The sequence below is a fragment of the Pseudomonas sp. S2_A05 genome (assembly GCF_054668485.1).
Genome location: NZ_CP162775.1, coordinates 5170065 through 5193817, shown reverse-complemented (window position 1 = coordinate 5193817; position 23753 = coordinate 5170065). Strand labels below are relative to the sequence as shown.

Sequence of the window (23753 nt, the reverse complement as noted above, 5' to 3'; positions counted from 1 at the left end):
TGAAATTATTGGTGTTCTGCGGCCTGTAGCGGTATGACGCCGCTCGCCCGGCATCCGCCACACCCTCGGCGGGCGCTGACAGGACGCCGAGGATAGCGCATTTCGGGCGATGCTTTAACGGGGTGGCAACTGCGCGAGACGGTCGAGAATGTCGAGCACCACCATGCGTGGCGGCCGCTCGTCGGTTTCCACCACCAGATCGGCAATTTCCCGATAAAGCGGATCACGGATCTCGAGCAGGTCGCGCAGGGTTTTCGCCGGATCGGCGGTACGCAGCAGCGGCCGATTGCGGTCGCGGGAGGTGCGGCCGACCTGCTGCTCGACGGAGGCGTGCAGATACACCACGCGCCCGCCTTCATGCAGGGCCTTGCGATTGGCATCACGCATCACTGCGCCGCCGCCGGTCGCCAGCACCACGCCATCGAACGCGCACAGCTCGGCGATCATCGCCTGCTCACGGTCACGAAAGCCGGGCTCGCCTTCCTTGTCGAAGATCCATGGGATATTGGCACCCGTGCGCAGCTCAATTTCCTTGTCGGAATCCTTGAACGGCAGGCGCAGCTCTTTGGCCAGCAATCGGCCGATGGTGCTTTTGCCAGCACCCATCGGTCCTACAAGTATCAAATTTCGCACAGAATCAACGACTCACAGCAATCGCCTGGTTATTCATGATACGCGGAGTGAGAAATACCAGCAGCTCGGATTTTTTCTCCGAAACCACATCACGCCGGAAAAGGCGGCCAAGATACGGCACATCGCCAAGAAATGGCACCTTATCTACGACCTTGCTCTGAGTATTTGAAAAAACGCCGCCGATTACGATGGTCTCGCCGTCATTTACCAGCACTTTGGCGTTGACCTCGTTTTTCTTGATCGGCGGCACATCCTGCACTTTGTTCAGGTAATCGGGCTCATCCTTGGTGACCTTGACCTCCATGATGATGCGGTTGTCCGGGGTGATCTGCGGTGTGACTTCCAGTGACAGCGAAGCCTCCTTGAACGACACCGAGGTCGCGCCGCTGGAGCTGGCCTCCTGATAGGGAATCTCGGTGCCTTTGAGGATTTTTGCGGTTTCCTTGTCCGAGGTGACTACCTTCGGCTGCGAGACGATTTCACCGTTGCCGGTCTTTTCCATCGCCGTCAGTTCCAGATCCAGCAGCACGTTGTCGGTGATGAACGCGATGCCGATCCCCGAGGTATTGTTGACCGTGCCCATGTCGACGAACGGCGAGTTGGTGCCGGTGCTGCCCGGCGTACCGATGGTGCTCGAGGAGCCATTGACCCCGGACGCGTTCCAGTTGCCCTTGTTCTGCACCGAACCGCCCCAGCGCACGCCCAGGCTCTTGTCATAATCGACGTTGGCCTCAACGATGCGCGCCTCGATCATCACCTGGCGTACCGGAATATCCAGCTGCGCGACGATCCGCCGGAGTTCGTCGAGGCGATCCTGGGTCTGGTAGGCAATGATGTTGTTGGTTCGCTCATCGACGGTAATCGAACCGCGCTCGTCGACCTTGGCCTCGGCACTGGTCACCGACTGGAACAGCTTGGCAATGTCCGCTGCCTTGGCGTAATTGACTTGCAGCAGCTCACGACGCAGGGGCGCCAGCTCGGCGATCTGCTTCTGCGATTCCAGTTCCTGACGCTCGCGAGCGGCAATTTCATCGGCCGGCGCGACCAGCAGCACGTTGCCGATCTTGCGCTTGTCCAGCCCCTTGGTTTTCAGCACCAGATCCAGTGCCTGATCCCACGGCACGTTTTGCAGGCGCAACGTGATGCCGCCCTGCACCGTGTCGCTCGCCACCAGGTTGAGATTGGTGAAGTCCGCGATCAGTTGCAGCACCGAGCGCACGTCGATGTCCTGAAAATTCAGCGAGAGCTTGTCGCCGACATAGGCCTGACGGTCGGCGTTGCGCTTTTGCAGGTCGTCGATGCTCATCGGACGAACGCTCACGGTGAGCTTGTTGTCGGTCTGGAATGTGGAATAGTCGAAGGTGCCGCTGGGCTCGACACTGATCACCGTACGATCGCCGGTGAGCGCTGCGTTGACGAACTGCACCGGGGTGGCGAAGTCCTTGACGTCGAGGCGCACGCGCAGTTTTTCCGGCAGTTGCGTACGGGCGAAGCTGAGGATGATCTTGCCGTCGTGCTCCTGGATATCCGGGGCGATGGTCGGATCAGAGAGATCGATGACCACATTGCCCTCGCCCTCGGTGCCGCGCTGGAAATCGACGCCGCGAATCGCCCTGCTGCGTTGCGCGGCCGGTCTGGCCGGTGCTGCGGCGGCCGTGGCGGCACGCGGTGCAGCGACGGCCGGGCGCGGCGCAGTCGCGGAAGCGCCCTGACCGACCACCACAAACAGATTATTGCCCTCGACCCGCGTGCTGTAAGGCGCCAACTGCGTCAGGCTGACAATCAGCCGCGTGCGATCCTTGGCTTCGGCCACCGTGGCCGTGCGCGCGTTGCCGCTGCCCAGATCAAGATTCTTGTTGGTCAGCTGGCTGGTCACGCCCGGCAGATCCAGTGCAATGCGTGCCGGTGACTCGGTTGTGTAGCCCTTGGGCTGCGGTGGCGGGCCGTCGAACGACAGCTTCAGTTCGACGCGGTCACCCGGCAGCGCGGCGACATCCAGCGCTTTCAGACTGGCCGCCATTACCATCGGTGACACCAGCGCTATCCATAGCGAAAAACCGAGGGTGGAGAAAATCCTGTTCATTATTCGACTTCCACTATGAGTGCTCTTTCAAAGGAATGGTGCGCGGCCGCTCCAGCCAGGCGCCGGCGCCGTCGGGCACGATCTCGACGACATCGACCTGGGTAGGACTGATGGCGACGATGCGGCCGTCGTTGCGGCCCAGGTAGTCGCCGACTTTCAGGCGATGCACCCCGCCTGCGCCGCGCAACAGCGCAAACGAGCCCGAGGCATTGGCGATCGTGCCGACCATTTCGAACTGCTCGATATTGAACCCTTCAAGGTATTGCTTGACCCGATTGGGGTCGGGTTTGACGTTGCGCGAACCGTGTTTCTGCCCGGCCAGATCGACCCGCGCCTGCCGCGAAAACGGACTGCGCAGGTTGGCGGCGCTGTATGTGAATGTGGGGTAAGACCGGAATGTCGGCGTTGGTTCAATCCTGCCCGCCGGACGCAGGCGCACTTCGTTGAGGTACGCGTCGAGGTCGCTGAAGTCATCGCCGCCACCGCAGCCGCTTAACGCCAGCATCATGGGCAGGACGAGATAACGAATCGGGGTCATTTCTCCAGCCCCTTGTCGTTATAGCGGTACGTCTTGGCAAGAATGCTCATGCGCAGCTTCGTCCCGCCCTCGGGATTGGCTGGCGCCAGCTCGAAATCGTGCAGAGTGACAATTCGTGGCAGCCCGGCGACGCCGCTGACGAAGGTCGCGAGGTCGTGATAGGCACCGGTCACGGTGATCTGGATCGGCAGTTCGATGTAGAACGGCTGGGTCACTTCCGGCAGCAGCTTGATTTCCTCGAATTCCAGGCCGCTGCCCAGACCGGTGCGGGTGATGTCTTCGAGCAGTCCCGGCACTTCGGTGTCGCTGGGCAATTGCCGCAGCAACACGCCAAAGGTGTTTTCCATTTCCTTCATTTGCTGGGTATACAGCTCAAGGTTCGCCGACAGCCGCGCCTTGCTGGCGAATTGTTCCTTGAGGGTGGTTTCCTCTTCGCGCTTGAGGTCGAGCTGATTTTCCATATCGCTGATAAAGAAGTAATAGCCAAGCGCGAGGATCAACACCATCACCAGCGCACCGCACAGGGTTTTTACCGCCGGGGGCCAGGGAGCCGATGTTGCTGGTGTCGAGGTCGTTGAAATCGATATTGCGCAGGCTTTGCAGCCATTCGGAGGCGTTCATTGCTCGTCCTCCACAACCTTGGGCTGGGTCTGACGAACGGTCAGCTGGAAGACGTTGGCCTGTTCGACCTGATCGGCGCTGGTGGCCTTGACCTCATTCAGGCTTGGCGCGTCGAACCAGTCGGACGCGTCGAGATTGCGCATCAGCTCGGAGACCCGGTTGTTCGACTCCGCCGCGCCACTGATGGACAGGGTCTTGCCGGCCATTTTCACATCGGTGAAATACACGCCGTCCGGCAGGGTACGCGCCAGTTGGTCGAAGACCCGCCCGCTGATCTGCCGATTGCCCTGCAGGTCCTGGATGATGCGCATGCGCTCGACCAGTTGCTGGCGGCGCGCCTTGAGTTCGCTGATCTGTTTGATGCGTTCGTCGACCACGGCAATCTGTTTGCCGATGTAATCGTTGCGCGCCATCTGCCGCTCGATCGCTGTGGTGATGATCTGGTCGGCAATCAGCACCGCGCCGATCGAGCCGGCCAGCACGCCGATAAGTACCAGCAGAAAGCGTTTGCGCCGTTCTTCGCGGCGTTCCTCGCGCCAGGGGAGAAGGTTGATCCGCGCCATCAGTCGAAACTCCTGAGCGCGAGCCCGCAGGCAATCATCAAGGCTGGCGCGTCGCTGGCCAGCGCTCCTGCGTTGACCTTGCTGCCCAAGGCCATGTCGGCGAATGGGTTGGCGACCTGCGTCGGCGTGTCCAGCCGCTGTTCGATCAGACGGTCCAGGCCGGGCACCGAGGCGGTGCCGCCGGCCAACAGGATATGGTCGACCGCGTTGTACTGCCCGGAGGCGAAGAAGAACTGCAGCGAACGCGAGACTTGCTGCACCAGCGCCTCGCGAAATGGCTGCAAGACCTCGCTGACGTAATCGTCAGGCAGCCCGCCCTGTTTTTTCGCCAGGCCCGCCTGTTCGACCGTGAGGCCGTAGCGGCGCTGGATCTCTTCGGTGAGCTGGCGTCCGCCGAACAATTGCTCTCGGGTATAGATGATCTTGCCGTTGTGCAGGACGCTGAGAGTGGTCATGGTCGCACCGATGTCGACCACCGCCACGGTCAGGCGCTCCTGGGAGGCCGCCAGATGCGTCGCCAGCAGACCGAACGAGCGCTCGAGGGCGTAGGCCTCGACGTCCACCACCCGCGGGGTCAGGCCGGCGAGCGCCAGCGCCGCTTCACGTACCTCGACGTTTTCCTTGCGACAGGCGGCAAGCAGCACGTTGACCCGATCCGGGTTGCGCGGCGAGACGCCCTGGACTTCAAAATCGATGGCGACTTCGTCCAGCGGATAGGGAATGTATTGGTCGGCCTCGATCTTGAGCTGGTTTTCCAGTTCGTCGTCGGACAGCCCGGCGTCCATCTCGATGACCTTGGTGATCACCGCAGAACCGGCCACTGCCACCGCCACGCTCTTGACCCCGGTTCGCGCTTTCACCAGCAACCGGCTCAGCGCCTGGCCGACGCCTTCGAGGTCGGCGATGTTCTTTTCGACCACGGCGTTCGCCGGCAACGGCTCCACCGCATAGGCCTCGACCCGGTAGCGCTCGCCCTGACGGCTCAGTTCCAGCAGCTTCACCGACGTGGAGCTGATGTCGATCCCCAGTAACGCATTGGTCTTTTTATTGAAGAGTCCCAGCACTACCAATTCCCTATGACTTTCCGTGAGTTACGGACTCTGTAATACGCATTGCGTTCCTTCACCCCCGTCTTGACAGAAGCGCCAATGACGCCCCCGACGGAAAAGTGCTTATAATGCCCAGCGATTTTTTCCGCTTTTTACTGCCAGCGCGGATGGCTCTGTGTGTAACCGCAGCCCCGTGCCAAATTCATTCTTTGCCCTGGATGTCCAAAAGCCTTGATTCGTCTGCTGAAATTTTTCGGTTGGTCCATCGTCGCCGTTTTCTGCGGACTGCTCTTAGGTCTCAGCGGCGCCTTTCTTTACCTTAGTCCGGGTTTGCCGTCTGTGGAGGCGCTGAGAAGCATTCAGTTGCAGATTCCTCTGCGCGTCTACAGCAGCGACAACAAGTTGATCGCAGAATTTGGCGAAATGCGCCGTACACCGATTCGTTTCGCCGACATTCCGCCCAACTTCATCAATGCGTTACTAAGTGCTGAAGACGACAATTTCGCCAACCACTATGGCGTCGACCCGAGCAGCCTGATGCGCGCGGCGACGCAACTGGTCAAGAGCGGACATATTCAGTCCGGCGGCAGCACCATCACCATGCAGGTGGCGAAGAACTTCTTCCTCACCAGCGAGCGCAGCTTCTCGCGCAAAACCACCGAAATTCTTCTGGCCCTGCAGATCGAACGACAACTGACCAAGGACGAGATTCTTGAGCTGTACGTCAACAAGATCTACCTGGGCAACCGCGCCTACGGCATCGAGGCGGCGGCGCAGGTGTATTACGGCAAATCGATCCGTGACATCAGCCTGGCGCAGATGGCGATGATCGCCGGTCTGCCAAAAGCTCCGTCTCGCTTCAACCCGCTGGCCAACCCGGCGCGCAGCAAAGAACGCCGCGACTGGATCCTCGGGCGCATGTACAAGCTGGGCAAGATCAGCGAAGCCGACTACACCGCCGCGATCAACGAGCCACTGAACGCCAGCTATCACGTGCCGACCCCGGAAGTGAACGCACCGTATATCGCCGAAATGGCCCGCGCCGAAATGGTCGGTCGTTATGGCAGCGAGGCCTACACCGAAGGCTTCCGCGTCACCACCACGGTGCCGAGCAATCTGCAGGAAATGGCCAACACCGCGCTGCACGAAGGCTTGATGACCTACGACCAGCGCCATGGCTACCGTGGTCCCGAGTCGCGCTTGCCGGGCAAGACCCGCGAAGCCTGGGCCAGCGAGCTGACCAAGCAGCGCACCATCAGCAGCCTCGAACCTGCGATCGTCACCCAGGTCGATAAAACCGGCCTGCAGGTGTTGACCCGCACCGGTGAAGAGCACGTAGCCTGGGACACGATGAAATGGGCGCGACCGTTCCTCAACACCAACAGCATGGGCGCCAACCCGCGCCAGCCGTCGGATGTCGCGCAGGTCGGTGATCTGATTCGCGTACAGCGCCAGACCGACAATTCGCTGAAATTCAGTCAGATTCCGCAGGCTCAGGGCGCACTGGTGTCGCTGGATCCGCAGAACGGCGCGATCCGCTCGCTGGTGGGTGGCTTCGCTTTCGAGCAGAGCAACTACAACCGCGCGATGCAGGCCAAGCGTCAGCCTGGTTCGAGCTTCAAGCCGTTCGTCTACAGTGCCGCGCTGGATAATGGCTACACCGCAGCAAGCCTGGTCAACGATGCGCCGATCGTGTTCGTCGACGAGTACCTGGACAAGGTCTGGCGACCGAAGAACGACACCAACACCTTCCTCGGCCCGATCCGCCTGCGTGAAGCGCTGTACAAGTCGCGCAACCTGGTGTCGATCCGCCTGCTGCAGGCCATGGGCGTGGGCAAGACCATCGATTACATCACTCGCTTCGGCTTCAACAAGCAGGACCTGCCGCCGAACCTGTCGCTGGCACTCGGCACCGCAACGCTGACGCCGATGGAAATCGCCACTGGCTGGAGCACCTTTGCCAACGGTGGCTACAAGATCACTCCGTATATCATCGACAAGATCGAAAGCCGTAACGGTGACACTTTGTTCGTCGCCAACCCGCCGACCGTGCCACAGGGTGGCGCGGCGACCGACGGTATCGCTGCGCCGGCTACCGAGTCGTTCACGGTCAATGCCGCTCCGATTGCCGGTGAAGCATCGGCCAATCCGGCAGTGCCACAAGCGCCGGCCGTGGCCGAGCGGATTGTCGATGGACGCACCACCTACATCCTCAACAGCATGCTGCAGGACGTAATCAAACTTGGCACCGGCCGGCGCGCACTGGCCATGGGCCGCAGTGACATCGCCGGCAAGACCGGTACCACCAACGAATCGAAAGATGCCTGGTTCTCTGGCTACAACGCTGATTACGTAACCACGGTGTGGACCGGTTTCGACCAACCGGAAAGCCTCGGTCGCCGTGAGTTCGGCGGTACTGTGGCGCTGCCGATCTGGATGAATTACATGTCGGCCGCGCTGAAAGACAAGCCGCCGCATGTACAGCCTGAGCCAGAAGGCTTGCTCAGCCTGCGGGTAGACCCGGTCAGCGGCCGTGCAGCAACACCGAGCACACCGGGTGCGTACTTCGAACTGTTCAAGGCCGAAGACACGCCGCCATCGGTGAACGAGCTGGGCAACGGCGCAGTGCCAGGCAGCCCGCTGCCGGCGGATGAACAGGCGCCGATCGATTTGTTCTGATCCTGATGCCGCAAAAAGGCCCCGCCTTCGTAAGAAGTGCGGGGCTTTTTTATTACCCGAAGATCAAAAGCCCCTCACCCTAACCCTCTCCCAGAGGGAGAGGGGACTTACCGAGTTGTCTGGGGTCAAACACCGACCTGAAAGTGTGGTGTCGATTATGGATTCAAAACCATACATTCAGGTCGGCGTAGCTCCCAAGCGTCCCCCAATCAGTCCCCTCTCCCTCTGGGAGAGGGTTAGGGTGAGGGGCCCTTGATCTTCAGGCATAAAAAAGCCCCGACTCTCACGAGCCGGGGCTTTTGTTTGACACGCTACAACGACTTAGCCGTTGAACACGTCATCCACGCTTTTCAGCGGGTAGTTCTTCGGATACGGCAGGGTGGCCACGCCGGTCTCGATCGCGGCCTTGGCCACGGCGTCGGAGATCAGGGTGATCAGGCGCTTGTCCATTGGCTTCGGAATGATGTACTCACGACCGAATTCCAGCGGAGCACCGCCGTAGGCATCGCACACGTCCTGTGGAACAGGCAGTTTGGCCAGTTCGCGGAGGGCGTTGGCGGCGGCGACTTTCATTTCTTCGTTGATGCGCTTGGCGCGAACGTCCAGGGCACCACGGAAGATGAACGGGAAGCCCAGTACGTTGTTGACCTGATTCGGGTAGTCCGAACGGCCGGTTGCCATGATCACATCGCTACGGGTGGCGTGCGCCAGTTCCGGGGAGATTTCCGGATCCGGGTTGGAGCAGGCGAACACGATCGGGTTGGCCGCCATCGACAGCAGGCCTTCGGCGCTCAGCAGGTTCGGACCGGACAGACCGACGAATACGTCAGCGCCTGCCAGTGCGTCTGCCAGGGTGCGCTTCTCGGTAGCGTGGGCGAACACGGCTTTGTACTGGTTCAGGTCGTCACGGCCGGAGTGGATCACGCCGGTACGGTCAACCATGAAGATGTTTTCGATGCGAGCGCCCATGCTCACCAGCAGTTTCATGCAGGAGATGGCGGCAGCGCCGGCGCCGAGGCAGACGATTTTTGCTTCCGGCAGGGTTTTGCCAGCGATTTCCAGGGCGTTGATCATGCCGGCAGCGGTCACGATTGCGGTGCCATGCTGGTCATCGTGGAACACCGGAATGTCGCACTGCTCGATCAGAGCGCGCTCGATCTCAAAGCACTCTGGCGCCTTGATGTCTTCCAGGTTGATGCCACCGAAGGTGATGGAGATGCGCTTGACGGTGTCGATGAAGGCTTGCGGGCTTTCCGAGTCGACTTCGATGTCGAATACGTCGATGCCGGCGAAGCGCTTGAACAGCACGCCCTTGCCTTCCATCACAGGCTTGGAAGCCAGTGGGCCGAGGTTGCCCAGGCCGAGAATCGCGGTGCCATCGGAAATGACTGCCACCAGGTTGCCCTTGCCGGTGTATTTGTAGGCCAGTTCAGGATCGCGAGCGATCTCGCGCACTGGTTCGGCTACGCCGGGGCTGTAGGCCAGCGACAGGTCGCGGGCGGTAGCAGTGGCCTTGGTGAGCTCGACACTCAGCTTCCCCGGACGAGGATTGGCGTGGTATTCGAGAGCGGCAGTTTTCAGATCAGACATTTTGGCATTCCGCTTTTTTACTGTTGGACAGACTGGTCAGCGAGGATACGCGCCTCGCAAAGTCCCCACAAGACTGGGCAGTCACCGCTGTCAAGCGCCCTGCCCTACGACTTTGGGCCAAGAGCCACGGCGCACAAGGGCTGGACTGTTCACAATCAACCGGAAAAATGTCTACAATTTTTCTTCAGCGCGGTACGTGCAGCATCGAAGGATCGGTCAACGGCAGCACCCAGCGCGCCTGACCTTTTTGCAATCCACCGCGCCGGGATCGGTCAACGACCCAGCCACGCGCCTCGATCCGCCTGCCTTTCAGTGCTTCCAGACCAGCACTGTCAAATCGTCCGAGCAGATTGGGTGCAACCCGCAATACAACCCTGTCCTGCAACTCGATCCAGATTCCGCCGCGATTGCGCTGCACCTTGCTCACCCGACCGCTGACTACGGCAAAGCCTGAACGCTGGATCTCCTGCGCTTTCCGCACCGGCGATTGCCGCCAGAGACCAACCCCGGCCTGTCGAGCGCTGCGTTCGGCGGCCTGCTGGCAGGCGACCAGGTCGACATTCGGCGCGACCGCAACGTGAAAACCCAAGCCATCGGCAAGCATTTGCGCTTCGAGATTCACTCCGCTGGCGCTGTAAACATGCGCGAGCGTACGGCCGTAATGGTCTTTCGCCTGCTTGCCGGGCCGCAAGCCGACCCGGCCGCCGCTCTCATCCACCAGCGCTTGCAGGCGTTTACGCGCCGCCACGGCGAAGGGTTCGTCGCTGCGGCCCTGCTTGCCCAGTTCCGGCGTATTGAGGCCGATCATGCGCACATTGCGCCCGTCGCTCAGGCGCAGGGTGTCGCCATCGACCACCCGCTGCACGGAGACGCTGGCCAGCCCTGCGGGTGTCGGGCAGAACGCCTGGGCGGCGGACAGCCAAATCGCAGACACAAAAAAGGCGCCCGCAAGGGACGCCTTTTTCATCAGTCTGGAGAAGTCGAAACGACCATCCAAAATGATCAGCCTCAGGCTTTTTTGCCGACGCCGAAAGTAGCGAAACGGTCTGCGAACTTCTGCACACGGCCGCCGGTGTCCAGAGTCTTCTGCTTACCGGTGTAGAACGGGTGGCATTCGTTGCAAACGTCGATCGCCAGGGCTTTGCCGTAGGTCGAACGAGTTTCGAACTTGTTACCGCAGCTGCAGGTAACAGCAATTTCCGGGTAGTTCGGATGGATATCGGCTTTCATGGTGTCTTCCTCAGGCTAGCGTGCCGCCACCCAACACTATTGTTGAATACCGCACGTAATTAGGCCGCGGATTCTACCAGACCTTTTCAATCGCGCAAGCTGTCACCGAGACCGACCGTCTGCTAGGCTCCCGGCCTTGAACGCACTTCCCTGTGGGAGCGAGCCTGCTCGCGAAGGCGCCATGGCAGTCGACACATGTGTTGCCTGACCCACCGCCTTCGCGAGCAGGCTCGCTCCCACAGGTCATGCATATCCGATCATTTTGCGTATCGAGATCCCCCCGCGTGCCCGACGCCATTCTGCGCCTTGCCCTGCCTTCGCCTTTGCGCCGCCTGTTCGATTACCGGGCGCCGGCCGGGGTGCGGCGCGAGCAATTGCAGCCGGGCATGCGCTTGCGGGTGCCGTTCGGTCGGCGCGAGATGATCGGGATTCTGGTCGAGGTCACCGACACCAGCGAGGTGCCGGCAGAAAAACTCAAACCGGCACTGGCCCTCCTCGACTCGACTTCACCGCTGCCGCCGGCGCTGTTCAAGCTGTGCCTGTGGACGGCGCAGTATTATCAGCACAGCCTCGGCGACACCTTGAACTGGGCCTTGCCAGTGCTGCTGCGTCAGGGCGAGTTGGCCGAAGCCCGCCAGGAACGCTTCTGGTCGGTGGCCCCCGGCGCCAGCGTCGATGACCCGCGAGTGGCCCGTGCGCCACGCCAGCGCGAGGCGCTGACCACGCTGGCCCAGCACCCCCACGGCGTCGCCCATCAGTTGTTGAGCAAACTGATGCTGAGCAAGGACAGCCTCGATCTGCTGCTGGCCAAGGGACTGGTGCAAGTCGAAATCCGCCGCCACGCCCCCGGCGTCCGCCATGAACACTGGCTGGCACAACCGGAGCTGCCGCTCAACAGCGAACAACGCGCGGCGTATGAAGCGATTCGCGCCGGTTTCGACAGTTATCACGCGTTTCTCCTGGCCGGCGTCACCGGCAGCGGCAAGACCGAAGTCTATCTGCAACTGATCCGCGAAACCCTCGAAGCCGGCAAACAGGCACTGGTGCTGATCCCGGAAATCAACCTCGGCCCGCAGACCCTGGCGCGTTTCGAACAGCGTTTCAATGCGCGCATCGCCCTGCTGCATTCGGCAGTGAATGATCGCGAACGCCTCGACGCGTGGCTCGCCGCCCGTGATGGCGAGGCCGACATTATTATCGGCACCCGCTCGGCGCTGTTCACGCCAATGAAAAATCCCGGGCTGATCATCATCGATGAAGAGCACGACGGCTCCTATAAACAGCAGGAAGGTCTGCGCTACCACGCTCGCGATCTGGCACTGGTACGCGCGCGGCAGGAAAACATCCCGATCGTGCTCGGCTCCGCCACGCCGTCGCTGGAAAGTCTGCATAACGCTTACACCGGTCGCTATGGCCTGTTGCGCCTGAACGAGCGCGCCGGCGGCGCCAAGCAACCGCGCTTCCTGCGGCTGGACGTGAAAAGCCGTCCGCTCGACAGCGGTATTTCCGGACCGATGCAGCAAGCCATCGGCCAGACCCTCGCCAACGGCCAGCAGGTGCTGGTGTTCCTCAATCGTCGCGGCTTTGCCCCGACCCTGCTCTGCCACGATTGCGGCTGGATGTCCGAGTGCTCGCGCTGCGATGCGCGCATGACCGTGCATCAACGTTACGGCGAATTGCGTTGCCACCATTGCGGCAACGTCGAGCGCACGCCGCGCCAGTGTCCGAAGTGCAGCAAGGTCGATCTGCGCCCCGTCGGCGCCGGCACCGAACGCGCCGAAGAACGCCTGGCGATTCTATTCCCGGATTACCCGGTACTGCGCGTCGATCGCGACAGCACCTCGCGAAAGGACGCGATGAATCAGCTGTTCGCGACAATCCAGAAAGGCCAGCCGTGCATTCTGGTCGGCACGCAGATGTTGGCCAAAGGGCACCATTTCCCACGGGTGACGCTGGTGTCGATTCTCGATGCCGACGGCGGCCTGTTCTCCGGCGACTTCCGCGCCAGCGAGCGCATGGCGCAACTGATCGTCCAGGTCGCTGGGCGCGCCGGGCGGGCTGAGGAGCCGGGCAGGGTGATCATCCAGACGCATTTGGCCGACCACCCTTTATTGGTGCAACTGACCGAGCAAGGATATTTCGCCTTTGCCGAACAAGCCTTGAGCGAGCGCCGCGCCGCGGGGTTGCCGCCGTTCGCCCATCTGGCGCTGTTGCGTGCCGAAGCGCACAAGCCGGGGCAGGCGGAAGGCTTTCTCGATGAAGCGTGCAGCGCGGCCGAACGCTTGCTGGCCGAATTGAATCTGAGCGGCATCGAATTGCTCGGGCCGGTGCCGGCACCGATGGAGCGCCGTGCCGGGCGTTATCGCGCCCAGCTGTTGTTACAGGCGACCGCGCGGGCACCGTTGCACCGGTTGCTGGCGAGCTGGATGCTGGTGCTGGAGCAGATGCCGAGTGGGCGGGCAGTGCGCTGGTCGCTGGATGTTGATCCCGTCGACTTGTACTGATTGATCGATTGCTATCGCTGGCAAGCCAGCTCCCACAGGGACTGCGCCGCTCTTGTGGGAGCTGGCTTGCCAGCGATAACGGTCGAATTGTCACCACAAATCCATAAGCTGCCTGCTAAGGTTGGCAAGCCCGTCTTCGCAACGGATAATGCCCAGTTTTTCCACCCGCGCATCGATGCGCCCGCCGCGCTTGCGGTCGAAAGAGAAGACCATGAAAGACACCATTCGCCAGCTGATCCAGCAAGCCCTCACCCAACTCGTCAACGAAGGTGTGTTGCCTGAAGGCCTGACGCCGGCGATCCAGGTGGAGAACGCCCGCGACAAGACCCACGGCGACTTCGCCAGCAACATCGCCATGATGCTGGCCAAGCCGGCCGGCATGAAGCCACGGGATCTGGCGGAGAAAATCATCGCCGCACTGCCCGCTGACGAGAACGTCACCAAGGCCGAAATCGCCGGCCCGGGCTTCATCAATTTCTTCCAGAACACCCAGGCCCTGGCCTCGCGCCTCGACGCCGCACTGGCCGACGCCCATGTCGGCGTGCGCAAGGCCGGCCCGGCGCAGCGCACCGTGGTCGATCTGTCGGCGCCGAACCTGGCCAAAGAGATGCACGTCGGCCACTTGCGCTCGACCATCATCGGCGACGGCGTGGCCCGCGTGCTTGAGTTCCTCGGCGACGAAGTGATCCGCCAGAACCACGTCGGCGACTGGGGCACCCAGTTCGGCATGTTGATGGCGTACCTGCAGGAAAACCCGATCACCAGCGACGAATTGTCCGATCTGGAAAACTTCTACCGTGCGGCCAAGCAGCGTTTCGACGAGTCCGAAGAATTCGCCGATCGCGCCCGTGGCCTGGTGGTCAAGTTGCAGGCTGGCGATGCCGAATGCCTGGCACTGTGGACCAAGTTCAAGGACATCTCGCTGTCGCACTGCCAGAAGATCTACGAACTGCTCAACGTCAAACTGACCATGGCCGACGTCATGGGCGAAAGTGCCTACAACGACGACCTGATCAATGTGGTCAACGACCTGAAAGCAGCGGGCATGCTGGTCGAGAGCAACGGCGCCCAGTGCGTGTTCCTCGACGAGTTCAAGAACGCCGATGGCGACCCGCTGCCGGTGATCATCGTCAAGGCCGATGGCGGTTACCTGTACGCCACCACTGACCTGGCGGCCGTGCGCTACCGTAGCGGCAAGCTCAAGGCTGATCGCGCGTTGTATTTCGTCGACCAACGTCAGGCCCTGCACTTCCAGCAGGTCTTCGCGGTGGCGCGCAAGGCCGGTTTCGTCACCCATCCGATGGAAATGGAACACATGGGTTTCGGCACCATGAACGGCGCCGATGGCCGTCCGTTCAAGACCCGTGATGGCGGCACCGTGAAGCTGATCGACCTGCTCACCGAAGCCCAGGAACGTGCCTACAACCTGGTGAAAGAGAAGAACCCGACCCTGGCCGAAGACGAATTGCGCAACATCGCCAAGGTCGTCGGTATCGGCGCGGTGAAATACGCCGACCTGTCCAAGCATCGCACCAGCGACTACAGCTTCAACTTCGACCTGATGCTCAACTTCGAAGGCAACACCGCGCCGTATCTGCTGTACGCCTACACCCGCGTGGCCGGTGTGTTCCGCAAACTGGGCAAGGACTTCAGCGAAGTCGACGGCCAGATCGTCCTCGAAGCGGCGCACGAGCAGGAGCTGGCGGCGAAGCTGGCGCAGTTCGGCGAAGTGCTGAACAACGTGGCTGAAAAAGGCACGCCGCACATTCTCTGCACCTACCTGTACGACGTCGCCGGCCTGTTCTCCAGCTTCTACGAGAACTGCCCGATCCTCGCCGCCGACACCCCGGCGCAGATGCAGAGCCGTCTGCGTCTGGCCGCACTGACCGGTCGCACCCTCAAGCAAGGCCTGGAGCTGTTGGGTCTGGAAACTCTGGAGCGTATGTAAGTTGGCTGCCAAGAAAAAACCTGCACCCAAACGCGGCGCCAGCCGCTATCAGGCCCCGGCGAAACAACCGATTCCGGGCTGGCTGTGGATGGCCATCGGCCTGACCGTCGGCGCGTTCATCGTGTTTCTGATGAAACTGGAACCGGGCAAGGGCAGCGACACGGTCAAGCGCGAGAAGGTCGAACAGCAGCAGAAAGCGTCGAAGATCGCCGAGGCCAACAAGACCCCGCCGAGCCCGACGCAACCGGTGAAACCGAAGTACGACTTCTACACCCTGCTGCCGGAATCGGAAGTGATCGTGCCGCCGGACGCGGTGCCGGAAAAGACCCTGCCGACGCCGCAAGTGCCGGCCGTCCCGACCACGCCGGTAACCCCGGCCGAAGCGGCGAAGATCGACACCGCACGGGCACAGGCAGCTCTGGCGGGGATCACGCCGCCGCCAGCGCCACCGGTGAGCAAGGCCGCGCCAGTGACCAAGTTTTTCCTCCAGGCCGGTTCGTTCCGCAAGGAAACCGATGCCGACAAGGTTCGCGCGCAGATCATTCTGCTCGGCCAGGCCGTGTCGGTGGAGTCCGGCACGGTCAAGGATGAAACCTGGTATCGCGTGCTGGTCGGCCCGTTCAGCAACCGTGAACAACTGACCACGGCGCAGAAACAACTGGCTGGCGCCGGCTTCAGCAACCTGTTGTTACAACAACGCCAGAGCCGCTAAGGTTCTCAGAGGTCAGCTGCAACTTGCAGGTGACCTTCAAACTTTGTGGTGAGGGGATTTATCCCCGTTTGGCTGCGGAGCAGCCCTGAAACCAGCCATTGCGGTGCAGCAGGCATACCGCAAATGATGGTTTCGCGACTGCTCCGCAGCCGAACGGGGATAAATCCCCTCGCCACAGTCATCACACACACCATTCGTCTCCCATCGCCCCAACCGGTTGAAATCCCCTCCAGCACCCCCATATGAATGGGCATAAGGCATTTTCGCCCCGCTGCGTGGAGACTCTTCCCTTGACCACCATCGTTTCAGTCCGCCGCCACGGCAAAGTCGTCATGGGCGGCGACGGCCAGGTTTCTCTCGGCAACACCGTGATGAAAGGCAACGCCAAAAAGGTCCGTCGCCTGTACCACGGCCAGGTCATCGCCGGTTTCGCCGGTGCCACCGCCGACGCCTTCACCCTGTTCGAACGTTTCGAAGGCCAGCTCGAAAAACATCAGGGTCACCTGATCCGCGCCGCCGTCGAACTCGCCAAGGAATGGCGCACCGACCGCTCCCTGAGCCGCCTCGAAGCGATGCTCGCGGTCGCCAACAAGGACGCCTCGCTGATCATCACCGGCAACGGTGACGTGGTCGAACCCGAAGATGGCCTGATCGCCATGGGTTCCGGCGGCGCCTACGCGCAAGCCGCCGCCAGCGCCCTGCTGAAAAAGACCGACCTGTCGGCGCGCGAGATCGTCGAAACCGCTCTCGGCATCGCCGGCGACATCTGTGTATTCACCAACCACACCCAGACCATTGAGGAGCAGGATCTCGCTGAGTAAGCCTGTTGCGGCCCCTGTGCCACGGCTTGTTTCTGCTTGAGGACCGTCAATTATTATGTCCATGACTCCCCGCGAAATCGTCCACGAACTCAACCGCCATATCATCGGCCAGGACGATGCCAAGCGCGCCGTCGCGATTGCCCTGCGCAACCGCTGGCGCCGCATGCAGCTGCCTGAAGAGCTGCGCGTTGAGGTGACCCCGAAGAACATCCTGATGATCGGCCCGACCGGTGTCGGTAAAACCGAGATCGCCCGTCGCCTGGCGAAACTGGCCAATGCGCCGTTCATCAAGGTCGAAGCGACCAAATTCACCGAAGTTGGTTATGTCGGCCGTGACGTCGAGTCGATCATCCGTGATCTGGCCGATGCCGCGATCAAAATGCTCCGCGAACAGGAAATGACCCGCGTACGTCACCGGGCCGAAGACGCCGCCGAGGATCGCATCCTCGACGCGTTGCTGCCGCCGGCACGCATGGGCTTCAGCAATGAAGAGGCGCAGAGTTCCGATTCCAACACGCGTCAGCTGTTCCGCAAGCGTCTGCGCGAAGGCCAGCTGGACGACAAGGAAATCGAAATCGAAGTCGCCGAAGTCTCCGGCATCGAGATCGCCACGCCGCCAGGCATGGAAGAGATGACCAACCAGCTGCAATCGCTGTTTGCCAACATGGGCAAGGGCAAGAAGAAGTCGCGCAAGCTCAAGGTCAAGGAAGCGCTGAAACTGGTGCGTGATGAAGAAGCCGGGCGTCTGGTCAACGAAGAAGAACTGAAGGCCAAGGCGCTGGAAGCGGTCGAGCAGCACGGTATCGTCTTCATCGACGAAATCGACAAGGTCGCCAAGCGCGGCAATGTCGGCGGCGCCGATGTCTCCCGCGAAGGCGTACAGCGCGACCTGCTGCCGCTGATCGAAGGCTGCACCGTCAATACCAAACTGGGCATGGTCAAGACTGACCACATCCTGTTCATCGCTTCCGGTGCGTTCCACCTGAGCAAGCCGAGCGATCTGGTACCGGAGCTGCAAGGTCGTCTGCCGATCCGCGTCGAGCTCAAGGCGCTGAGCCCGGAAGACTTCGAACGCATCCTCAGCGAACCGCACGCCTCGCTCACCGAGCAATACTGCGCGCTGCTGAAAACCGAAGGCCTGAACATCCAGTTCCAGCCCGAGGGCATCAAGCGTCTGGCGGAGATCGCCTGGCAGGTCAACGAGAAAACCGAGAACATCGGTGCCCGTCGCCTGCACACCCTGCTTGAGCGTCTGCTCGAAGAGGTGTCGTTCAGCGCCGGCGACCTGGCCAGCGCCCACGATGACAAGGCGATTCTGATCGACGCCGACTACGTCAACAGCCACCTCGGCGAATTGGCGCAGAACGAAGATCTGTCCCGTTATATCCTGTAAGCCATACTTACAGCGGTAGCGGACCCTGTGGGAGCGAGCCTGCTCGCGAAGAGGTCGTGTCAGTCGGTATCAATGCCGTCTGAACCGCCGCTTTCGCGAGCAGGCTCGCTCCCACATTTGAATCAGGGTCGCCCACACATCGGACGCCAGCCCATGAATCGAATCCCCTCCGACATCAAACTGCACAAAGCCTCGAAAACCCTGACGCTCACTTACGCGTCCGGCGAGGAATTCACCCTGCCCGCCGAGTTCCTGCGCGTGCACTCTCCCTCCGCCGAGGTCCAGGGCCACGGCAAACCGATCCTGCAATTCGGCAAGCTCAACGTGGGTCTGAGCAAGCTGGAGCCGGCCGGCAACTATGCACTGAAACTGACCTTCGACGACGGTCACGACAGCGGCCTGTTCACTTGGGAATACCTCTACGAACTCGGCAAGCGCCAGAACGAACTCTGGGACGATTATCTTGCCGAGCTGCGCGCTGCCGGGAAATCCCGCGATCCGAACGAGTCGTTCGTCAAGCTGATGCTCTAGGCCGTGGCTCTCGCTCTTTAGAGGGCATTTTCTAACTTCATCTGTTTGAATGCTCCGCGCATATGGCCCCGGATCGGCCGCTTGCGAAAAAAATTAAACTCGGGTAACCAATGGAGCTGGCAAGTTCCCTGCAGTGCTCTACGACTGTAAAGCAGCTATGCAGAATCAACGGTCACCCGAGCAGTAGTACCCGGCATTGGCTGTGGAAGCGACAGCGTGAAACCGGGTACTCGTCTCAGGACAATGGAGCGTCGTAGATGAGTGACAAGAATAACGATGACCTGAAGTACCAAGCCTCGGAAAACACTCTGGGGCTTAACCCCGTCGTCGGGCTGCGCGGAAAGGATCTGCTGGCCTCTGCTCGAATGGTGCTGAAACAGGCCATCAGACAACCGATTCACAGCGTCAGGCACGTGACCCATTTCGGCCTCGAGCTGAAGAACGTGCTGCTGGGTAAGTCCGCGCTGCAACCGGCCGGTGACGACCGCCGTTTCGCCGACCCGGCGTGGAGCCAGAACCCGCTGTACAAACGTTATCTGCAAACCTACCTGGCCTGGCGCAAGGAACTGCATGCCTGGATCGATGACAGCAGCCTGTCCCCCAAGGACATCGCTCGCGGGCATTTCGTCATCAACCTGATGACCGAAGCCATGGCGCCGACCAACACGGCGGCCAACCCGGCGGCGGTAAAACGCTTCTTCGAAACCGGCGGCAAAAGCCTGCTCGATGGTCTCTCGCATCTGGCCAAGGATCTGGTGCACAACGGCGGCATGCCGAGCCAGGTCAACATGGGCGCGTTCGAGGTCGGCAAGAGCCTGGGCGTCACCGAAGGTGCTGTGGTGTTCCGCAATGATGTGCTGGAGCTGATCCAGTACCGGCCGATCACCGAGCAGGTCCACGAACGCCCACTGCTGGTAGTGCCGCCGCAGATCAACAAGTTCTACGTCTTCGACTTGAGCCCGGACAAGAGTCTGGCGCGCTTCTGCCTGCGCAACAACGTGCCGACCTTCATCATCAGTTGGCGCAACCCGACCAAGGCCCAGCGCGAGTGGGGTCTGTCGACGTATATCGAAGCGCTGAAGGAAGCGGTCGACGTAGTCACCGCGATCACCGGCAGCAAAGACGTCAACATGCTCGGCGCCTGCTCCGGCGGCATCACCTGCACCGCCCTGCTCGGCCACTACGCCGCGCTCGGCGAGAACAAGGTCAACGCCCTCACCTTGCTGGTCAGCGTGCTCGACACCACCCTGGACAGCGACGTCGCCCTGTTCGTCGATGAGCAGACCCTGGAGACCGCCAAGCGCCACTCCTACCAGGCCGGCGTACTCGAAGGCAAAGACATGGCCAAGGTCTTCGCCTGGATGCGCCCCAACGATCTGATCTGGAATTATTGGGTCAACAACTACCTGCTCGGCAATGAGCCGCCAGTGTTCGACATTCTGTTCTGGAACAACGACACCACCCGCCTGCCCGCTGCGTTCCACGGCGACCTGATCGAGATGTTCAAAAACAATCCACTGATCCGCCCCAATGCACTGGAAGTGTGCGGCACGCCGATCGACCTCAAGCAGGTCACCGCCGACATCTTCTCGCTGGCCGGCACCAACGATCACATCACGCCATGGAAGTCCTGCTACAAGTCGGCGCAGCTGTTCGGCGGAAAAGTAGAATTCGTGCTGTCGAGCAGCGGCCATATCCAAAGCATCCTCAACCCGCCGGGCAATCCGAAATCGCGTTACATGACCAGCGAAGAGATGGCGGCGACTGCCGATGACTGGCAGGAAAACTCGACCAAGCACACCGATTCCTGGTGGCTGTACTGGCAGGCATGGCTGGCCGAGCGCTCGGGCAACCTGAAAAAGGCCCCGACGAAACTGGGCAACAAAGCGTACCCGGCAGGCGAGGCTTCGCCGGGCACTTACGTTCACGAGCGGTAACTGACACCACCCATTGTGGGAGAGGGCCTTGTGGCGAGGGGATTTATCCCCGTTGGGTTGCGAAGCGACCCCGAATCCTGAAACCGTGATTTGTCAGACGCACCGCGGCTACTCGATTCACGACTGCTTCGCAGCCGAACGGGGATAAATCCCCTCACCACAAGGTCCGCTCCTACAGGAATACGGGTGGACTTGAAATCTACAGGGCCTCACGCATGCCGCAACCGTTCATATTCCGCACCGTCGATCTGGATGGACAGACCCTCCGCACGGCGGTGCGTCCCGGCAAGCCTCATTTGACGCCTCTGCTGATTTTCAACGGCATCGGCGCCAACCTGGAGCTGGTGTTCCCGTTTGTCGCGGCGCTCGACCCGGATCTGGAAGTGATCGCCTTCGACGTGCCCGGGGTCGGCGGCTCGTCGACGCCGAACCGGCCGTATCGCTTCCCCGGCCTGGCCAAACTGACGGCGCGGATGCTCGACTATCTCGACTACGGTCAGGTCAATGTGATCGGCGTGTCGTGGGGCGGCGCCCTGGCGCAGCAGTTCGCCTACGACTACCCCGAGCGCTGCAAGAAACTGGTGCTGGCGGCCACTGCGGCCGGTGCGGTGATGGTCCCGGGCAAGCCGAAGGTGCTGTGGATGATGGCCAGCCCGCGCCGCTACATTCAGCCATCCCATGTGATCCGCATCGCGCCGATGATCTACGGCGGCTCGTTCCGTCGCGACCCGACGCTGGCTGCCAGCCATGCGGCGAAAGTGCGCTCGGCGGGCAAGCTCGGTTACTACTGGCAACTGTTCGCCGGCCTCGGCTGGACCAGCATCCACTGGCTGCACAAGATCCATCAGCCGACGCTGGTGCTGGCCGGCGATGACGATCCGCTGATCCCGCTGATCAACATGCGCATGCTCGCCTGGCGCATTCCCAACGCCCAGTTGCACATCATCGATGACGGCCATCTGTTCCTGATTACCCGCGCCGAAGCGGTGGCGCCGATCATCATGAAGTTTCTCGAAGAGGAGCGTCTGCGCGCAGTCATGCACCCGCATCCGACCCCGCTCGGCGGCTGATCGCGGCGGCCTGCTTTATGCAGCACTTTTCAAATCAAGCGCGCGGCAGGACGCCGCGCAGGCAGCAACCGGTAACAGCGTCTATGGTGTTCTGGTTCGGTGAGTGTGTTTTTGCCCTGAAGACGAAGGAGTGTTGAGTCATGCGCGAAAAACCAGCGACGGGCGTGGTGCCCAGCCCCGCCGTGTTTATCAACGCCCAAAGTGCGATCGCCGGTCTGCGTGGCAGGGATCTGCTGTCGACACTGCGCAGCGTCGCCGCCCACGGCTTGCGCAATCCGTTGCACAGCGCAAAGCATGCGCTGAAGCTTGGCGGACAGCTGGGCCGCGTGCTGCTCGGCGAAACCCTGCACCCGACCAATCCGCAAGACAGCCGCTTCGCCGATCCGGCGTGGAGCCTCAACCCGTTCTACCGGCGCAGCCTGCAGGCGTATCTGGCCTGGCAGAAACAGGTCAAGAGCTGGATCGATGAAGGCGACATGAGCCCTGAAGATCGTGCCCGTGCGCACTTCGCTTTCACTCTGCTCAATGACGCCGTAGCGCCCTCCAACACCCTGCTCAATCCGCTGGCGGTCAAGGAGCTGTTCAATTCCGGCGGGCAGAGTCTGGTGCGTGGCCTGAGCCATCTGTTCGATGATCTGTTGCACAACGACGGCCTGCCACGGCAAGTGACCAGGCAGGCGTTCGAGGTCGGCAAAACCGTAGCGACCACCACTGGGGCTGTGGTGTTTCGCAATGAAATGTTCGAGTTGATCCAGTACAAATCGATGAGCGAAAAGCAGTACGCCAAGCCCTTGCTGGTGGTGCCGCCGCAAATCAACAAGTACTACATCTTCGATCTGAGCCCGCAGAACAGCTTCGTCCAGTACGCCCTGAAAAACAGCCTGCAGACCTTCATGATCAGCTGGCGCAACCCTGATGTGCGCCATCGCGAGTGGGGCCTGTCGAGTTACGTCGAAGCGGTCGAAGAAGCGATGAACATCTGCCGGGCGATTACCGGCGCCCGCGAAGTGAACCTGATGGGCGCCTGCGCCGGCGGCCTGACCATTGCCGCCCTGCAAGGGCATTTGCAGGCCAAACGGCAACTGCGCCGGGTCGCCAGCGCGACCTATCTGGTCAGTCTGCTCGACAGCCAGATCGAAACCCCGGCGACGCTGTTCGCCGATGAACAAACACTGGAAGCGGCCAAGCGTCGCTCGTATCAGAAAGGCGTGCTCGATGGTCGCGACATGGCCAAGGTCTTCGCCTGGATGCGCCCCAACGATTTGATCTGGAGCTATTTCGTCAACAACTACCTGCTGGGCAAGGAGCCGCCAGCCTTCGACATCCTCTACTGGAACAACGACAACACCCGCCTGCCGGCGGCGCTGCACGGCGATCTGCTGGACTTCTTCAAGCACAACCCGCTGATCCACGCGGGCGGTCTCGAGGTGTGCGGTACGCCGATCGATCTGCAGAAGGTCAATGTCGACAGCTTCAGCGTCGCCGGCATGAACGACCACATCACGCCGTGGGACGCGGTGTATCGCTCGACCCTGCTGCTCGGTGGCGAACGACGTTTCGTGCTGTCCAACAGCGGCCACGTGCAGAGCATCCTCAACCCGCCGAGCAACCCGAAAGCTGCCTACGTCGAGAACGCCAAACTGAGCAGCGACCCGCGTGCCTGGTACTACGATGCCAAACACGTCGACGGCAGCTGGTGGCCGCAGTGGCTGGAATGGGTCGCCCAGCGCTCCGGCGCCCTGAATGAAACTCGCACCACCCTCGGCAATCCGAACTATCCACCGATGGAAGCGGCACCGGCACCTATGTGCATGTGCGCTGACGCTCAACCGAATTTTTCTAAGAAGACTG

Annotated in this window: 18 protein-coding genes and 2 pseudogenes; 10 read left to right on the top strand and 10 right to left on the bottom strand. The window is 61.4% G+C overall.

Annotated elements, in window-relative coordinates:
- Positions 1 to 114 precede the first annotated feature (114 nt).
- From aroK to AB4O12_RS23585, 6 genes and pseudogenes are all read right to left on the bottom strand, one after another.
- Positions 115 to 633, bottom strand: coding sequence for a shikimate kinase AroK (gene aroK, locus AB4O12_RS23610; protein ID WP_024011270.1), 519 nt, complete (start codon positions 631 to 633; stop codon positions 115 to 117).
- Between the two features lie 4 nt (positions 634 to 637).
- Positions 638 to 2716 carry a type IV pilus secretin PilQ gene (pilQ, locus tag AB4O12_RS23605; RefSeq protein WP_150638039.1) on the bottom strand — a complete coding sequence of 693 codons (2079 nt, stop codon included), beginning with the start codon at positions 2714 to 2716 and terminating at the stop codon, positions 638 to 640.
- 13 nt (positions 2717 to 2729) lie between these two features.
- On the bottom strand, positions 2730 to 3254 hold the full coding sequence (locus tag AB4O12_RS23600; RefSeq protein WP_041477571.1) for a pilus assembly protein PilP: 525 nt from the start codon (positions 3252 to 3254) through the stop codon (positions 2730 to 2732).
- Positions 3251 to 3875: pseudogene (gene pilO, locus AB4O12_RS23595) on the bottom strand (type 4a pilus biogenesis protein PilO). Before pilO ends, AB4O12_RS23600 begins: the two are co-directional and overlap by 4 nt.
- Positions 3872 to 4438 (bottom strand): PilN domain-containing protein, encoded by a 567-nt coding sequence (locus tag AB4O12_RS23590; protein ID WP_460059797.1) that lies wholly within the window; start codon positions 4436 to 4438, stop codon positions 3872 to 3874. Before AB4O12_RS23590 ends, pilO begins: the two are co-directional and overlap by 4 nt.
- Positions 4438 to 5502, bottom strand: a complete 1065-nt coding sequence (locus AB4O12_RS23585) for a pilus assembly protein PilM (RefSeq protein WP_150741723.1) — start codon at positions 5500 to 5502, stop codon at positions 4438 to 4440. Before AB4O12_RS23585 ends, AB4O12_RS23590 begins: the two co-directional genes overlap by 1 nt.
- Before the next feature lie 219 nt (positions 5503 to 5721).
- Here AB4O12_RS23585 and AB4O12_RS23580 point away from each other — a divergent pair, with 219 nt between their 5' ends.
- Entirely contained in the window at positions 5722 to 8166 is a 2445-nt protein-coding gene (locus tag AB4O12_RS23580; RefSeq protein WP_374046344.1) for a penicillin-binding protein 1A, read from the top strand.
- A 321-nt stretch (positions 8167 to 8487) separates the two neighbouring features.
- On the opposite strand, the gene AB4O12_RS23575 is transcribed toward AB4O12_RS23580, so the two are convergent.
- From AB4O12_RS23575 to rpmE, 3 genes are all read right to left on the bottom strand, one after another.
- The gene (locus tag AB4O12_RS23575) at positions 8488 to 9756 is read right to left on the bottom strand and encodes a malic enzyme-like NAD(P)-binding protein (RefSeq protein WP_016772053.1); all 1269 of its coding nucleotides are present in this window, start codon (positions 9754 to 9756) and stop codon (positions 8488 to 8490) included.
- 184 nt (positions 9757 to 9940) lie between these two features.
- Complete coding sequence (locus AB4O12_RS23570) at positions 9941 to 10723, bottom strand: thermonuclease family protein (RefSeq protein ID WP_460062501.1); 783 nt, start codon at positions 10721 to 10723, stop codon at positions 9941 to 9943.
- Positions 10724 to 10764: 41 nt separating this feature from the next.
- Complete coding sequence (gene rpmE / locus AB4O12_RS23565; protein WP_041477565.1) at positions 10765 to 10986, bottom strand: 50S ribosomal protein L31; 222 nt, start codon at positions 10984 to 10986, stop codon at positions 10765 to 10767.
- A 284-nt stretch (positions 10987 to 11270) separates the two neighbouring features.
- On the opposite strand from rpmE, the gene AB4O12_RS23560 reads away from it, so the two are divergent.
- A complete protein-coding gene (locus AB4O12_RS23560; protein WP_041477564.1) occupies positions 11271 to 13490 on the top strand; it encodes a primosomal protein N' in 2220 nt (739 codons plus the stop codon).
- A gap of 90 nt (positions 13491 to 13580) precedes the next feature.
- Here the strand turns inward: AB4O12_RS23560 and AB4O12_RS23555 are convergent, their stop codons facing one another.
- On the bottom strand, positions 13581 to 13703 hold the full coding sequence (locus AB4O12_RS23555; RefSeq protein ID WP_256674698.1) for a hypothetical protein: 123 nt from the start codon (positions 13701 to 13703) through the stop codon (positions 13581 to 13583).
- Here AB4O12_RS23555 and argS point away from each other — a divergent pair.
- From argS to phaC (AB4O12_RS23515), 8 genes and pseudogenes are all read left to right on the top strand, one after another.
- Complete coding sequence (gene argS, locus AB4O12_RS23550) at positions 13702 to 15438, top strand: arginine--tRNA ligase (protein ID WP_041477563.1); 1737 nt, start codon at positions 13702 to 13704, stop codon at positions 15436 to 15438. The genes AB4O12_RS23555 and argS overlap by 2 nt on opposite strands.
- 1 nt (position 15439) lies before the next feature.
- On the top strand, positions 15440 to 16150 hold the full coding sequence (locus AB4O12_RS23545) for an SPOR domain-containing protein (RefSeq protein ID WP_076565226.1): 711 nt from the start codon (positions 15440 to 15442) through the stop codon (positions 16148 to 16150).
- A gap of 290 nt (positions 16151 to 16440) precedes the next feature.
- Positions 16441 to 16971, top strand: a complete 531-nt coding sequence (hslV, locus tag AB4O12_RS23540) for an ATP-dependent protease subunit HslV (RefSeq protein ID WP_007968352.1) — start codon at positions 16441 to 16443, stop codon at positions 16969 to 16971.
- Positions 16972 to 17026: 55 nt separating this feature from the next.
- A complete protein-coding gene (gene hslU / locus AB4O12_RS23535; RefSeq protein WP_041477561.1) occupies positions 17027 to 18364 on the top strand; it encodes an ATP-dependent protease ATPase subunit HslU in 1338 nt (445 codons plus the stop codon).
- Positions 18365 to 18517: 153 nt separating this feature from the next.
- Positions 18518 to 18895, top strand: a complete 378-nt coding sequence (locus tag AB4O12_RS23530; protein WP_056787320.1) for a gamma-butyrobetaine hydroxylase family protein — start codon at positions 18518 to 18520, stop codon at positions 18893 to 18895.
- A 257-nt stretch (positions 18896 to 19152) separates the two neighbouring features.
- Complete coding sequence (gene phaC / locus AB4O12_RS23525; protein ID WP_041477559.1) at positions 19153 to 20832, top strand: class II poly(R)-hydroxyalkanoic acid synthase; 1680 nt, start codon at positions 19153 to 19155, stop codon at positions 20830 to 20832.
- A gap of 215 nt (positions 20833 to 21047) precedes the next feature.
- Positions 21048 to 21902 carry a poly(3-hydroxyalkanoate) depolymerase gene (phaZ, locus tag AB4O12_RS23520; RefSeq protein WP_016772063.1) on the top strand — a complete coding sequence of 285 codons (855 nt, stop codon included), beginning with the start codon at positions 21048 to 21050 and terminating at the stop codon, positions 21900 to 21902.
- A gap of 140 nt (positions 21903 to 22042) precedes the next feature.
- A pseudogene (phaC, locus tag AB4O12_RS23515) lies at positions 22043 to 23724 on the top strand (class II poly(R)-hydroxyalkanoic acid synthase).
- The last annotated feature ends 29 nt before the right edge of the window (positions 23725 to 23753 follow it).